The sequence below is a fragment of the Geobacter sp. AOG1 genome (assembly GCF_019972315.1).
Taxonomy (GTDB): domain Bacteria; phylum Desulfobacterota; class Desulfuromonadia; order Geobacterales; family Geobacteraceae; genus Geomobilimonas.
Map to the genome: position 1 here is coordinate 1,183,274 of NZ_BLIZ01000001.1, position 14,801 is coordinate 1,198,074.

The window sequence follows — 14,801 nt, forward strand, 5'->3', positions numbered from 1 at the left end:
GCGCTCTGAACCGGAGAATGTAGTTGCCGCATTTTAGATACGACGAGGTTCTGCATGGGAATGAAGATTCTGATGGCCGCTTCGGAGGCGGTGCCTTTTGCCAAGGAGGGAGGGCTGGCCGATGTGGTCGGTGCGCTTCCTCGGGCGCTGGCCATCCGTGGTCACGACGTGCGGGTGGTGATGCCCCGCTACTACAAGGTTGACCGGGAACGGTACGGACTGAAACTCCTTCCCGGCGTGATCGCGGTTCCCATGGGGATTATAGGTGACATGCACTGCGGTGTCTACGAGGGGCGCCTTCCCGACAGCGACGTGCCGGTCTATTTCCTGGAGCATGAAGAGTTCTACGGCCGGGACCGCCTCTACGAGGAGGACAACGAGGGGTACCTGGACAACGACAACCGCTTCATCTTTCTCTCCAAGGCGGCACTGGAACTCTGCAAGATGCTCGACTTCCGACCCGACGTGGTCCATGCCCACGACTGGCATACGGCGGCGGTTCCGGTTCTTCTCAATACCCTCTACCGCGTCGATCCGTATGTCGGCGCGGCTGCATCGCTCCTCACTATCCACAACATGCAGCACCAGGGGACGTTTTACGAGGGGGCTATGGATGTGCTCGGCATCGGCTGGGAGCACTTCACCTTCCTCGGGCTGGAGAAGGACAACCAGGTCAACCTGCTCAAGGGGGGGCTCTACCACGCCACCCTCATCAATACCGTGAGCGAGGGGTATGCCCGGGAGATCCAGACCCCGGAGTATGGCTGGGGTCTGGAGGGGGTGGTGCGGGAACGGGGCGCCGATCTTTCCGGCATTCTCAACGGGGTTGACTATGCCGAATGGAGCCCGGAGACCGACCCCCTCATTCCGGCCAGCTACACGTCCGGCGATCTGGGCGGGAAGAAAATCTGCAAGCGGGAGTTGCAGCAGGCCATGGGGCTTCCCGAGCGGGATGACGTCCCCCTCATCGGCATGGTGTCACGGCTCGTCAAACAGAAGGGGATCGATGTCCTGGCCGAGGCGATCCCCCGTATCCTGGGACTCGATCTTCAGTTTGTCATGCTCGGTGCCGGCGAGCCGTGGGCCCATTTCTACTTCGGCGACATCCAGGTCGCATACCCCGACACATTCCGCTGCATCATCGGCTACGACAACCCCCTTGCCCACCGGATCGAGGCGGGGGCCGATTTTTTCCTCATGCCCTCCGCCTTCGAGCCGTGCGGCTTGAACCAGATGTACAGCCTCCGCTACGGCACTCTCCCCATCGTTCGAGCCACCGGTGGTCTCGACGACAGCGTGGAGAACTTCGACGAACGCTCTCTCACCGGAACCGGCTTCAAGTTCTGGGACCTCAATGCCGGTGCGCTGTTCGACACCGTTGGGTGGGCCGTTCACACCTGGTACCACCGCAGGGATGCCATGGGGGCGCTCGTCCGGAATGCCATGGCGCGGCGTTTCACCTGGGATGAATCGGCCCGAGGGTATGAAGAACTCTATGTCAAGGCGATGGTCAGGCGGGGGAGAGAGGCAGGTGTGTGAGGGGCTAACTACGTTGCGGCGCTGATCGATTTTACAGTGCTACAGGTAATCCGAGAATTGTCAGGAGGGGTCGGGCACTCTCCCTTCCAAAAGAGTCAAGCCTCACCTTTTACGAGAGCCCCCGACCCCTCCTGTCGACAGCTATTCGTCAGTTTTCCAGGACCTCGATTTCCACATAGTCGGACAGATTCGGGCCCCCCCCCTGCTTCAGGGTCACTTCCGTATAGTACATCACCCGGTTGCTGTAGGTGTAGCCAGCTACCGTAATTTGGCGGGCGAGGGTCCTGATGCCGAACAAGCCGGTTGGTGTGGGAGGGTCTGCAGGGTTGCCGGCGGTGGTGACGATGGGGTGGAGTTCCTTGAGGGTTTTCACATAGTAATCGCGAACGTCGGCAAGGGGTGCCCGGGCTGCGTAAACCAGCCGTTTCCGATCCCCCTGCCCCTCCGCAGGCGTTTCCGCCTGCCGCAGTCGTGCGCCGGGGTAGCGGCCGGCTTTCGACTCTCCGTGGACAGGCTCCCGATCCGGCATGATGGTCAGTCGCTGCCACTTTCGGCCAAAGTCCCCTTCCACGGGGATGATCAGCTCTTTTTCGTTGACGAAGAGGGGCGGGACTGGCCTGTCCCCCACGATGGTTTTCACTGCGCTGGTGGATATGTCCACGGCGTCCGCATTGCCTGCGACTTTCCGGGTCATGGTAATGGTGGCATCTACCGTCGAGCGGTTGCCATCGAAAGGGCCGTAAAAGGTGGCGCCGTAGATGCTGATTCCCCGGAAGAGGAGGGTGCTGGAATAGTCATCGAGCATCCCACCCTTGATGATTTGCTGCGTGACTATTTTCACCAGACAGTCATTCCGGTTGAAAGGTTCGACGTCGATACTCTTGATGGGGAAGGGAGGGGTAAAGGCACTGACGAGGAACTGATCCCCCTGTGCTCGTGCCACTGGCGATAACGGACCAGCAAGACAAGTCAGGAGGAAGAGCAGGGCGATGACTGCCCGCTGAATGTTGTGAATGCCAGACAAGAGTACCTCCGGGGAAAGGACAAGCGAAGGGCGGTCCTTTAGTTGGAAACTTAACCAATGTTAACATTTAGCAGGTTTTCGGGATGATTGCCACAGATTTTGTGAGTTGCATAGCGCGGCGAAAGCAGCAGATCGAAAAAAGAGTGGCGGCCCGGAAGCCGCCACTCTTTTGAGTCAATACCGTCCGTGCTACCCCATGCGATTGAGAAGGGGAACGATGAGCAGGGACACGATGTTGATGATCTTGATCATCGGGTTGACGGCCGGGCCGGCAGTGTCCTTGTAGGGGTCGCCGACGGTGTCGCCGGTGACGGCGGCCTTGTGGGCATCACCCCCCTTGCCCCCAAAGTGGCCGTCTTCGATGTACTTCTTGGCGTTATCCCAGGCGCCGCCCCCGGTGGTCATGGAGATGGCGACGAAGATGCCGGTGACGATAGTGCCGACGATGACGCCCCCCAGGGCCTTGGGGCCGAGGGTGAAGCCGACGATGACCGGTGCGGCGATGGGGATGAGTCCGGGGATGACCATCTCCTTCAGAGCGGTCTTGGTGACGATGTCGACGCAGGACGCGTAGTCCGGCTTGCCGGTTCCTTCCATGATTCCCTTGATCTCGCGGAACTGGCGCCGCACCTCGACGACTACCGCTCCACCCGCCTTGCCGACCGCTTCCATGCAGAGGGCCGCAAAGTAGTAGGGGAGCATGCCGCCGATGAACAGGCCGACGATGATGTAGGGGTCGGACAGGTCGAAGGTCTTGTTGGCGATGGTCAGTTCCTGCACATATGAAGTGAAGAGAATGACCGCAGCCAGACCGGCGGAACCGATGGCGTATCCCTTGGTGACTGCCTTGGTGGTGTTGCCGACGGCATCGAGCGGGTCGGTGACGGCGCGGACCGAGTCGTCCAGTTCGGCCATCTCGGCGATACCCCCGGCGTTATCGGTGATCGGCCCATAGGCGTCCATGGCGACGACGATGCCGGTAAGGGAGAGCATGGAGACGGCGGCGATGGCAATGCCGTAGACACCGGCTGCGTTGAAGGAAATGATGATGCCGGCGGCGATGACGATCACCGGTAGGGCAGTGGACTTCATCGAGATGCCGAGACCGGCGATGACGTTGGTGCCGTGACCGGTGGTGGATGCTTCGGCGATGTGCCTGACCGGCCCGTACTCGGTGGCGGTGTAGTATTCGGTAATCCAGAAAATGGCACCGGTCACCACCAGGCCGACGATGGCCGAGATGAAGATATTGGTGGCGGAGTAACCGGTGGGATTGCCGGCAGGGAACATGATAACGGTAACGAAGTAGAAGGCGATGCAGGCGATGACGGCAGAGGCGATCAGCCCCTTGTAGAGTGCCGGCATGATCTTCTGACTGGCGCCGAGCTTGACGAAGAAGGTGCCGATGATGGAGGCGATGATGGAGATACCGCCGAGGATCAGCGGGTAGCTGACGGCGCCGGCGAAGTTGTTGAAGGTTATGGCCCCCAAAAGCATGGAGGCGATCAGGGTCACCGCGTAGGTTTCGAACAGGTCGGCTGCCATGCCGGCACAGTCACCCACGTTGTCACCCACGTTGTCGGCGATGACTGCCGGGTTGCGCGGGTCGTCCTCGGGAATGCCCGCTTCGACTTTTCCAACCAGGTCGGCACCGACGTCAGCCCCCTTGGTAAAGATGCCCCCGCCGAGACGGGCGAAGATGGAGATGAGCGAGCCGCCGAAGCCGAGACCGACCAGCTGGCTGACGATATCCTTGACGGGAGCGCCCGGCATGAGCTTCTGCAGGATCAGGTAGTAACCGGCAACGCCGAGAAGGCCAAGGCCTACTACCAGCATGCCGGTGATGGCCCCACCCTTAAATGCGACGTTCAGGGCCTTGACGATACCCGATTTTGCTGCTTCGGTGGTCCGTACGTTAGCCCGGACCGAAACGAACATGCCGATGAAGCCGGTCAGACCGGAAAAGATGGCGCCGATGGCGAAGCCGATGGCGGTCTTGTAGCCGAGAGTGGCAAAAAGTGCCACGAACATGATGGCACCAACCACGGCGATGATCGTGTACTGGCGTTTCATGTAGGCGCCGGCACCTTCCTGGATCGCCGCGGCGATCTGTTTCATCCGCTCATTTCCCTGGGGAAGCCCCAGGATCCACTGGGCCGAGATCAGTCCGTAGGCGACGGCTGCCACGGCACAGACCAGGGCAAAGAGCACTGCATACTGTTCCATTGAAAACATCCTCCTCTGTATAGTTGTGCCTCTGGAAAGGCGTGGTAACGAATGGGAAAAACGCAGAATTCTACGAGGAAAAGCGGATGATTGTCAATACTAAAGTGGTGATTCTGTCGAAGAAAAATGCCCCGCGAAACAACATCCCGTGCGGGAGCGGATGACGTCTTACATCTTGCGCTCTTGTCGTCCAAGGGGTATTATGGGCACATCATGCTATTGAAATATGGAGATATGTCCTTTGCATGTGGTCTGTCCGGCGGGCGACTGGCAGGGATCATACGCGCGGAGGTGCCTGAGCCTGCTGCGGAGCCGGAACAGTTGGTGACTGCCGCGCTTGATGCCTGCGAAGAGTATCTGGCACTGTTCCAGCGGGGCGAGCGAGTGGTGATCGTCACATCGGACATTACCCGCCATACGGGGAGCGAGGTCTACCTGCCGCTCCTTGTTGAACGTCTAAACCGGGTGGGCATCAAGGAGAGCGACATCGAGATCGTTATCGCCCTCGGTATCCACCGGAAGCAGACCGACGCCGAACATAAAAAAATAGTGGGTACTCTCTACGGCAGAATCCGTGTCACAGACCATGACTGCGACGATCCGGGGAAGCTGGTCTACCTCGGGAAGACCGTCAACGGGGTAGGGGTCGAGGTCAACCGGCGCATCGCCGAGGCGGATCGGGTGATCCTGACCGGCACCATCGGGTTTCATTATTTCGCCGGCTTCGGCGGCGGCCGGAAGGCCATTTTGCCCGGCGTGGCAAGCAGGCAGGCATGCATGGCCAGTCACTTTGCCGTCCTCAATCCGGGAGAGGGGAGCGGCAAGAACCCCCGGGCGACAACCGGCAACCTGGAGGGGAACCCGGTCCATCAGGCGATGGACGAGGCGTGCGCCATGGTGCGGCCTGCCTTCATCCTCAACACGGTGCTTTCCCCCGACAAGCGAATTGTAGCCGCCTTTGCCGGCGACTGGCGTGACGCCTTTGCTGCCGGCTGCCGCTACTATGCCGAGCATTTCACCTGCCGTCTCGCCGTACCGGCGGACCTGGTGGTGGTCTCCTGCGGCGGGTTTCCCAAGGATATCAATTTCATCCAGGCCCACAAGTCCATGGAGTACGGGTGCCAGGCGCTGCGGGAGGGGGGCGTTCTCGTTCTCCTGGCCGAATGCCGGGACGGATACGGCAACGGCACCTTTTTCGACTGGTTCCGCTACAAGGAACTGCCGGATTTCGAGGCGGCGCTTCGGCGCCACTACGAGATCAACGGCCAGACCGCCTATTCTACCCTGTACAAGGCACAACGTTACCGGGTCATTCTCGTTTCCGGCCTTCCTCCCGAAGAGGTGCGGTCCATGGGGATGACCCCCGCGGCGTCGCTGGACGAAGCGCTTGTCAAGGCGGAGACGATGTTGCCGCAGGACTATACGGCGTATGTCATTCCGCAAGGCGGGACGGTGCTGCCGGTTATAAATCGGGCTTGAGGCGAGAGGCAATAGGCTAGGGGGAATTCTCCGTTGCCTATTGCCTATTGCCTATTGCCCATTGCCCATTGCCCATTGCCCATTGCCCATTGCCCATTGCCCATTGCCCATTGCCTAAAAGGAAAATTCCATGCTCGAATCACGAATAATCGATGCCCTGAAAGAAATCGTCGGTGCGGAGAATGTGGCCACCGAAACCCAGGATCTCCTCTGCTACTCCTACGACGCCACCCAGATGGAGTTTCTCCCCGATGTGGTGGTCTATCCGGGGAACACTGAGGAAATCTCCCGGGTCCTCATGCTTGCCAACGGGGAATCTATTCCGGTCTTCCCCCGGGGTGCGGGGAGCGGGTTTTCCGGCGGCAGTCTGGCCAAGGGGGGAGGGATCTCCCTCGTCACCACCCGCCTCAATCGCATCCTCCGCATCGACCAGGAGAACCTTCTGGCGGAGGTGGAGCCGGGAGTGGTGACAGAGCATTTCCAGTTGGAAGTGGAGAAGCTCGGCCTCTTCTATCCCCCCGATCCAGCTTCCCTCAAATTCTCCACCCTGGGAGGGAACGTGTCCGAGAACGCCGGCGGCCCCCGGGCCGTCAAATACGGCGTCACCCGCGATTTCGTCATGGGGCTGGAGGTGGTCCTTCCCACGGGAGAGATCATCCGGACCGGCGGCGAAACCTACAAGGGGGTCGTGGGGTACGATCTCACCCGCCTCCTCGTCGGCTCCGAGGGGACCCTGGGGGTGGTCACCAAGATCATCTTCAAACTCCTCCCCTATCCGGAGGCAAAGAAGACCATGCTTACCACCTTCGACTCCATCGACGGTGCGGCCCGGGCGGTTTCCACCATCATCGGGAACAAGATCATTCCCACGACCCTGGAATTCATGGACTATGCCACACTCCAGTGCGTCGACCGGCGGTTCAACCTGGGATTGCCGGTTGAGGCGCGGGCGGTACTCCTCATCGAGGTGGACGGCGACCGGGAACTGATCGAAAAACAGGCGGCAAAGATCCACGAGGTGATCAAACCCCTGGGGCTCGTGGAGTTCAAGGTGGCGAAGGATGCCGCCGAGTCCGAGGCGCTCTGGAAGGTGCGACGGCTCGTTTCCCCGTCCCTGCGCGACGTGAACCCGGACAAGTACAATGAGGATATCGTCGTTCCCCGGAGCAAAGTCCCCGACGTCATCAGGCGCATCGAGCAGATCCAGAAGAAATACGACATCCCCATTGTCAATTTTGGTCATGCGGGGGACGGCAACATCCACGTCAACATCATGATCGACAAGGCGGTGCCGGGGATGGAGGAGAAGGCCCACGAGGCGATCGCCGAGGTCTTCAGGGCAGCCCTCGATCTGGGGGGGACCATGTCGGGTGAGCACGGCGTTGGCCTTTCCAAGCAGCCGTTCATCCCGCTGGAACTGTCGCCGACCCAGATCGCAACCATGCAGGCGATCAAGAAGGCGCTCGATCCCAATAATATTCTCAATCCGGGCAAGATGTTTCCTGTTGGTTAAAATTGGGACGCAGGGGACGAATAGGACATATTGAAAACTGTGTCCCAATGTCTCATCTGTCCCATAGGTCCTATATAGGTTGGTAAGCGAAAGGTACAGATTTTGGATCCGTTGAAACATGTCGAAAAAGAACTGAAGAAGTGCGTAAAGTGCGGGGCCTGCCGGGCTCACTGCCCGGCGTTCGCCGCCTGGCAGCGGGAGCCGGCGGCGGCCCGGGGGAAGGTGGCCCTAGCCCAGCACCTGATGAAGCAGGACATCACCCTGGACGACCAGACCTATCTGGCCATGTCCAAGTGCCTCCTCTGCGGCAGCTGCGTGGAGAAGTGTCCCAACGAGGTGCCGACCGATGAGATCGTCATCGCGGCGCGGGAGGCGCTGGCGCAAAGGCGGGGGCTGACCACCTTCCACAAGGCGGTCGGTCGGGTCATACGGAACCGCAAGCTGATGAACTTCGGTGCCTTTGCGGCTGCCATCCTGGGTCCCCTCTTCTTTCGCAAGGTTCCGGCCACGTCGGGACTCAGGCTTCGCTTTCCCCTCCCCTTCGTGGGGGGGAAACGCCATATTCCCCAGCTGGCGAAGAAGCCGTTTCTCAACCGGCATCCCGAGGTGATTCCGGGAGAGCCGGGGAAGCCGCGCATCGTCTTTTTTGTCGGCTGCATGACCAACTTTGTCTACACCGAGGTGGGGGAGGCGGCCCTGGCCCTCTTCCGGCACCTGGGGTGCACGGTCATCATTCCGAAGGATCAGCAATGCTGTGGCCTGCCGGGGATGTCGGGAGGGGATTTGGCGACGGTGCGGGAGCTGGCGGAGAAGAACCTGGCGGCCCTGGAAAAATACGAGGCCGACTACATCATGACCGCCTGCGCCACCTGTGGTGGGGCGCTCCACAAGTTCTATCCGCTTGTGGTGGGGAAGAGGAACCCTGAGCTTATGGCGCGACTCAAGGCCATTGCCGAGAAGACTGTCGATGCTGCCCAACTCCTGCAGCAGCTCGGCCTGCACCCGGCGGAGACCGGCGCCGGTGAAAAGCTCACCATAACCTACCACGACCCGTGCCACCTGCGCACCCGGGGAATCACCCGACAACCGCGGGAGCTCCTCCAGGGGGCGCCAGGGGTGGAACTGACTGAGATGGAGGGGGCCGACAAGTGCTGTGGCCTTGGGGGAACTTTCAATGTCTACCACTACGATACGTCCCTCAAAATCAATGCCGGCAAGAGCGAAGCCATACTTAAGACGGGCGCCGAGGCGGTGGTGACCGGCTGTCCCGGCTGCATGATGCAGTTGTCCGACGGTCTCAAGCAGGCCGGCGCACGAACCAAGGTGATGCATACCCTGGAAATACTTGCGCGCAAGCTCCACTAGCTCTGCGGTTCACCGTGCGTAATTTGACAAGCTGTTTTGTTTTCCGCATCACCCCCCGCCTGCATGGGCGCAAAAGCCGCTAAATGAAGCAAAAATATCCCGTAAATACAGGTTGTTTTGCTCTGCGGAATTTATGTTCGATAAAAAATTTTTATTGACATTAGAAGTTAAAATAGTTTATCTATTGCCGGGTAAAATAGAAACTAGTTTTATTTTATCGTTTATACGTGGAGCCTAAATGACCGATTACAACATCGGCGCCAAGATCAAGAAACTTCGGCTGGCAAAGAAAATGACCCTCCAGGCAGTGGCCAGGGAAACCGGTTTTTCGCCGGCCCTGATCTCGCAAATCGAGAACAATAACGTCTCCCCTCCCATAGCCACCCTGTCAAAGATCGCCAAGTTTTTTGACGTCAAGATCGGGCTGTTTTTCAACGAGGACGAGGAAGAGTGCCGCTACGAGGTGGTGCGCAGGGGTGAGCGAAAAGTCATCCCCCGGGTGATTTCCCGCGCCGGGACTAGCCAGGGGTACTCCTACGAATCGCTTTCGTTTCGCAAGCAGAACAAGAAGATGGAACCGTTTCTCCTCACCGTGACGGAAAAGACTGCCGAGGAAAATACCTACAGCCATGATGGCGAGGAGTTCCTCTTTATCATGAAGGGGATAGCCGAACTGCTGCTTGACGACGAACGGATAGCGCTGGAGGAAGGGGACTGCGTCTATTTCGACTCATCCATGAAGCACCGCCTCCTTTCCAGGGATGGCTCGGAGGTGCAGGTGCTGGCGGTTGTTACGCGATAGTACACGTACACAAATTCGAAGTTTCGACGTTCGACATTTCCATGTTGAGAACCCATGCCACAGCCTCAGGATTGCCCCCCCTGCGAGAAGCTACGGATTGTCGTCACCACTTAGACCTTTGAACTGATCCATATTTTTGGAGTTTATTTATCCCACGTACCGGAAGGATGGCTGAGATGTCTAAAAAAGCGATACAACCATCATTGAAGAACCCCTTTGCGCCCGAGAAAGTCGTTGATTTCACCATCCCGGGTGAAATTCCGGGCAAGAAGGGTGGTTACGAGGAGGCAATGAAGGAAGGGCATGACCTGATCGAGCGTCCGATCAAGTCAGTCAGCATTGCCCAGATCGAAAAGCAGCATTTCAAGAAGCGGATGACTGTCTGGGAACGGATTCGGGTGCTCACCGAGAAAGAGCCCAACATCCTCTTCCAGAACTGGGGCAAGAATCTGGATGGTGCCTCGCTGGTCACCGGCATCCTCACCATCAACGGCCGTGACGTGGCCCTCTACGGTCACGACTTTACGGTGCGAGCCGGCTCCATTGACGCCACCAACGGCCGCAAGCTGGCACTGCTCTTTCAGATGGCTGGCCAAAAAGGGATCCCGGTCATTGGAATGAACGACTCGGCCGGTGCCTTCGTGCCGGCAGGGGTGGGTGGTCTTGACGGCTATGCCGAGGCATTTACGGCGCTGCGCAAGATCAGCGGCGTAGTTCCTTCCATCATGTGCATGTTCGGTTTCAATGCGGGGGGTGGCTCCTATCTCCCCCGCCAGGGGAGCTTCGTCATCCAGCCAAACGACACCTTTTTCGGCCTGACAGGACCCGGCGTGGTCAAGTCGGTTCTGGGAGAGGACGTTACCCCTGAAGATCTGGGTGGTCCCAAGGTCCATGGTGCCTCCGGGGTTGCGGACTTGACGGTGGAAGACGAGGTGGGTGCCCTGCGCGCCGCTATTCAGCTCCTGAATTACATCCCCGACAACAACGGTGTCATGGCCCCCTTCCAGAAGACCAGCGATCCCCTGGACCGCAAAACCTGGGAAATCAATACCCTGCTGAAGAAGGCATTCAACTCGCCGACCGGCTTCAATACACCCTTTGACGTATCGATCATGATCCAGCAGATCTGCGATCATGGCGACTATTTTGAACTCCAGCCCGATCGCGCCCGTGAAGCGGTGACCGCTTTTGGCCGCCTGGGTGGCAACGTGGTCGGTTTTGTGGCCAACAACAGTGCGGTTTCTTCCGGCCAGATATCGGTGGATTCCGCCTACAAGATCGCCCGCTTCAACCGGTTCTGCAACATCTACAATATTCCGATCATCTTCATGGAAGATACCACCGGCTTCCTGCCGGGACGCGAACAGGAGTGTCGCGGCATCGTCCAGGCCGGCCGGGCCATGCTGGACTCCATCGTCGATATCCGTACCCCCCGCATCCTGCTGATTATCCGGAATGCTTACGGCGGGGCCTATGCCTCCTACAACAACTATCCGACCGGCGCAGATCTGGTTCTGGCCCTTCCCACCACCCGTCTGGCGGTCATGGGACCGGCCGGCAAGGAATTTGTGTACAAGGACGAGTTGCGCAAGGTCCGTGGCGCGGCCACCGAACGGGTCAAGCAGGGGACCCAGGAGCGGGTGGCGGCAGGGATGGATCCCGGCGAGGCGAGAAAAGATGCCGAAAAGGATGTCGCAGAGTGGCTGAAGATCGAAGAGGCTGCATTGAATCTGCGCTATGAAAAAGAGCTTATGAATCCGAAGGAAGGTCTGGCGCTGGGCTCCATTTCGTCGCTGGTCATGCCCACCGACCTGCGCAAGGTCCTGGGTGAAAACATGAATTTCCTGCTCAGGCACTACAAGCCGGGGCCGATGCAGGCAATCCAGCGCGAGTTCCACTAATTATCTATTACTAATTCGACGAATTGGAGATACCTACTCATGCCACAAGCCGCCGATTACTACTTGCACAACCCGCTGATCCACCGGGAGCGCCGCCTTGCCAAATCCACTTCCGAGTGGGTGCGTTCCTTCTCCTGTGAAGACCTGAAGCCGCTGATCGTTTGCCGCGGACCTATCCGCAAGGAGGCGATGGACGTCTATCACGAAATGGGGATTTCCCATTTCGGGATTCTCCTTTCCGAAAAGGACTCCATTGTCTACCCCAACGCCCTGGCCCCCGAACTGCGCCAGTTGACCGACTCCCGCCGCGTCCACCGGGTGCCCGACTATACCGGCGCCAGCAAGGAAGAGCGGGTGGAGCGGATCAACCAGATCATCCAGATCGCCAAGGATAACGGCTATGACTCCATTTTTGCCGGTTACGGCTTCATGGCCGAGGATGAGGAGTTCGTGGCGGCTATCGAAGCGGCCGGACTCTCCTTCATTGGCCCCTGTGCCGCTACCCAGGCCCGGGCCGGCAAAAAGGACGAGGCCAAGCGGACCGCCCTGTCGGTGAATGTCAGCGTCACCCCGGGTGTGGATAACGTCACGGCCCGCACTCTGCTGAGAAAGCACCCGACACGGGAGCAACTGCTGGCGCTGGTCAAGGCCGAAGAGCTGTCCTGTGACAGTAAGGTACTGAAGGATACCAAACTTCCCCTGGAGACCCTGGCCGATCATATCCTGATGGCCTCCTACGCCAAAGGGATCGATCTCTACAGTATCGAGGAGCTCTCCGCCCAGGTGCAGATCGAAGTGGCCGAGCTGTTTCGCAAACACCCCAAAAGCCGTTTCCGGCTGAAGGCCATCGGTGGCGGGGGAGGCAAGGGACAGCGTATTCTGGGGGCATCGCTTCTGGCTGCCAAGAATGCCGACGAGAAACTGATTGCCAAGGCCGCCGCCGAAGCCCCGACCCTTGTGCGAGAAGTCCTTAACGAAGTGAAAGCTAACGGAGTTGGCGACAACAAAAACGTTCTGATCGAGCTGAACATCGAACAGACCCGCCACAATGAGATCCAGCTCCTGGGGAACGGTGAGTGGTGCGTTTCGCTGGGGGGGCGCGACTGCTCCCTGCAGATGCACGAGCAGAAGCTGCTGGAGGTCTCCGTCACCCAGGAAGGGCTGATGGCCGCCATCGAAAGAGCCAAGGCTGCCGGCAGGAAGGAAGAGGTCAAGGCCCTCGAAAGCGACCTGAAGGTCCTCAAGCGGATGGAAGAGGAATCGGCACGGTTCGGGGAAGCGGTCGGGCTGGATTCCGCCTCCACCTTCGAGTGCATCGTGGACCGGGACCGACACTACTTCATGGAGGTCAATACCCGTATCCAGGTGGAGCACCGGGTGACCGAACTTTGCTATTCCCTCAAATTCACCAATCCCAAGGACAAGAACGATTTCTTCATCGTCGAGTCATTGGTCGAAGCCATGGCACTTCTGGCTCGCCACAAGAAGCGGCTGCCCAAGCCGGAACGGGTGGTCCGTTTCAATGCTTCTGTCGAGGCCCGTCTGAACGCTACCGACGCCTCCCTGTCTCCCCATGCCGGTGGCATGATCCGTTACTGGTCAAAGCCGATCAAGGGTGAGGTGCGGGACGACCAGGGAATCAGCATGCTGAATCCCGACACCGGCCTGTTCATGAAGTACAAGGTGGCCGGTGCCTATGACTCCAACATCGCCCTGCTGCTTACCAAGGGGGAGGACCGCCTGCGCAGCTACGAGCGTCTTTCCGAGGTTCTGCGCAGCACGACCCTGCGGGGGAGTTCCCTGGCCACCAATCTGGAGTTCCACTATGGCCTTGTCAACTGGTTCCTGGGGCGCAACGTCAACGCCAAGCCCACCACTCGCTTCGTGGTTCCCTACCTGACCCTGGTGGGAACCCTGAAAGAAGAGGCAAACAAACTGGATGTGGTCTATGCCTTCATCCAGATGAAAAAGCACTACGCCAAACTGGTTGCTGAGCAGTATGCCGACCAGCCGGACATGTGCGCCAAGGAACTGAAAAATATCTCAGCCATACTGGATCGCAAGGGGACCCTGCTCACCCGACCCATGGAACGCCTGCTGACTGATCCCCACCTGCTCTCCGGCTGGCTCTCCATGAACACCAAGAATTTCCGTGTCGACAAGGGGAAAGTGGTCTGGCTGCGTAACCCGCTTGGGGTGCTGAACGAGACCTACGAATACCTCCACATGAGCTATCGGCCACACAAGCCGGCGGCGGAAATCATCTGGGATCACGACAACGAGCTGCTCCAGCAGTCGCTGCATTTCTACCGTACCCTGCGGGAAAAATTCGGTTTCGAGCGGGATGAGTATTTTAAACTCAACGATCTGCTGAACAAGGAGAAGCCGCAAGGGGGTTTTGATGCCGAGACGTGGGACCGGATTCGCTCGGCCCATTATGGTTACGAGTGCGGCCTGGAACTGCTGGGCATGCTGTTCCTGATCGGTGGCAACACCAAGTTCTGGGATATGTGCGTTCAGGATGACCTGGAAGTGGTTATCCCCGATTACCTCACCGACCTCGACCTCCAGGCCCGGATGAAAAAGATACTGGTCCCACCGCCGGCCACCAAGGCCGACGAAATCGTTGCGGTCTGTGGCGGCATGTACTATGGCCAGGAAGCGCCGGGTCTGCCCCCCTTTATCACCGAAGGGATGCACTTCGAAAAGGACCAGCCCCTTTACATCATCGAAGTCATGAAGATGTTCAACACCATTCGGGCCCCCTTCTCCGGCACCATCGACAAGATCCTGATGGAGGGGGGAGACGGCACAATCGTGCACAAGGGGCAACCGCTCTTCAAGATCACCCCCGACGAGAAGTTCGTCGAGGTGGATCCCAAGGTGGTCGAAAAGGCCAAGCGGGAGCGGACCATGGAGTATCTCAAGGCGGTGCTCTAGCCGTCAGCGCGG

Annotated in this window: 9 protein-coding genes; 7 read left to right on the forward strand and 2 right to left on the reverse strand. The window is 59.1% G+C overall.

The genetic code is table 11. The features are described 5' to 3' along the window. Positions 1-54 precede the first annotated feature (54 nt). Positions 55-1,539 (forward strand): glycogen synthase GlgA, encoded by a 1,485-nt coding sequence (gene glgA / locus LDN04_RS05445; RefSeq protein WP_223907343.1) that lies wholly within the window; start codon positions 55-57, stop codon positions 1,537-1,539. Positions 1,540-1,687: 148 nt separating this feature from the next. On the opposite strand, the gene LDN04_RS05450 is transcribed toward glgA, so the two are convergent. Beyond that, positions 1,688-2,563: a hypothetical protein gene (locus LDN04_RS05450; protein WP_223907346.1), complete on the reverse strand. Its 876-nt coding sequence runs from the start codon at positions 2,561-2,563 to the stop codon at positions 1,688-1,690. Between the two features lie 189 nt (positions 2,564-2,752). Then, positions 2,753-4,789: a sodium-translocating pyrophosphatase gene (locus LDN04_RS05455; protein ID WP_223907349.1), complete on the reverse strand. Its 2,037-nt coding sequence runs from the start codon at positions 4,787-4,789 to the stop codon at positions 2,753-2,755. A 213-nt stretch (positions 4,790-5,002) separates the two neighbouring features. On the opposite strand from LDN04_RS05455, the gene larA reads away from it, so the two are divergent. From larA to LDN04_RS05485, 6 genes are all read left to right on the forward strand, one after another. Continuing rightward, positions 5,003-6,268: a nickel-dependent lactate racemase gene (larA, locus tag LDN04_RS05460; protein WP_223907352.1), complete on the forward strand. Its 1,266-nt coding sequence runs from the start codon at positions 5,003-5,005 to the stop codon at positions 6,266-6,268. Between the two features lie 130 nt (positions 6,269-6,398). Next, positions 6,399-7,781 carry an FAD-binding oxidoreductase gene (locus LDN04_RS05465; protein WP_223907355.1) on the forward strand — a complete coding sequence of 461 codons (1,383 nt, stop codon included), beginning with the start codon at positions 6,399-6,401 and terminating at the stop codon, positions 7,779-7,781. A gap of 102 nt (positions 7,782-7,883) precedes the next feature. Then, on the forward strand, positions 7,884-9,146 hold the full coding sequence (locus LDN04_RS05470) for a (Fe-S)-binding protein (protein ID WP_223907358.1): 1,263 nt from the start codon (positions 7,884-7,886) through the stop codon (positions 9,144-9,146). A 238-nt stretch (positions 9,147-9,384) separates the two neighbouring features. Beyond that, the gene (locus LDN04_RS05475) at positions 9,385-9,948 is read left to right on the forward strand and encodes a helix-turn-helix domain-containing protein (protein WP_223907360.1); all 564 of its coding nucleotides are present in this window, start codon (positions 9,385-9,387) and stop codon (positions 9,946-9,948) included. A gap of 176 nt (positions 9,949-10,124) precedes the next feature. Beyond that, on the forward strand, positions 10,125-11,849 hold the full coding sequence (locus LDN04_RS05480; protein ID WP_223907363.1) for an acyl-CoA carboxylase subunit beta: 1,725 nt from the start codon (positions 10,125-10,127) through the stop codon (positions 11,847-11,849). Positions 11,850-11,888: 39 nt separating this feature from the next. Beyond that, complete coding sequence (locus tag LDN04_RS05485) at positions 11,889-14,789, forward strand: biotin carboxylase N-terminal domain-containing protein (RefSeq protein ID WP_223907366.1); 2,901 nt, start codon at positions 11,889-11,891, stop codon at positions 14,787-14,789. Positions 14,790-14,801: the final 12 nt, after the last annotated feature.

Coding starts and splice junctions, on each gene's coding strand:
- larA (WP_223907352.1), top strand. CDS start 5,003: ATGCTATTGAAATATGGAGATATGTCCTTTGCATGTGGTCTGTCCGGC.
- LDN04_RS05455 (WP_223907349.1), bottom strand. CDS start 4,789: ATGGAACAGTATGCAGTGCTCTTTGCCCTGGTCTGTGCCGTGGCAGCC.
- LDN04_RS05465 (WP_223907355.1), top strand. CDS start 6,399: ATGCTCGAATCACGAATAATCGATGCCCTGAAAGAAATCGTCGGTGCG.
- LDN04_RS05485 (WP_223907366.1), top strand. CDS start 11,889: ATGCCACAAGCCGCCGATTACTACTTGCACAACCCGCTGATCCACCGG.
- LDN04_RS05475 (WP_223907360.1), top strand. CDS start 9,385: ATGACCGATTACAACATCGGCGCCAAGATCAAGAAACTTCGGCTGGCA.
- LDN04_RS05480 (WP_223907363.1), top strand. CDS start 10,125: ATGTCTAAAAAAGCGATACAACCATCATTGAAGAACCCCTTTGCGCCC.
- glgA (WP_223907343.1), top strand. CDS start 55: ATGGGAATGAAGATTCTGATGGCCGCTTCGGAGGCGGTGCCTTTTGCC.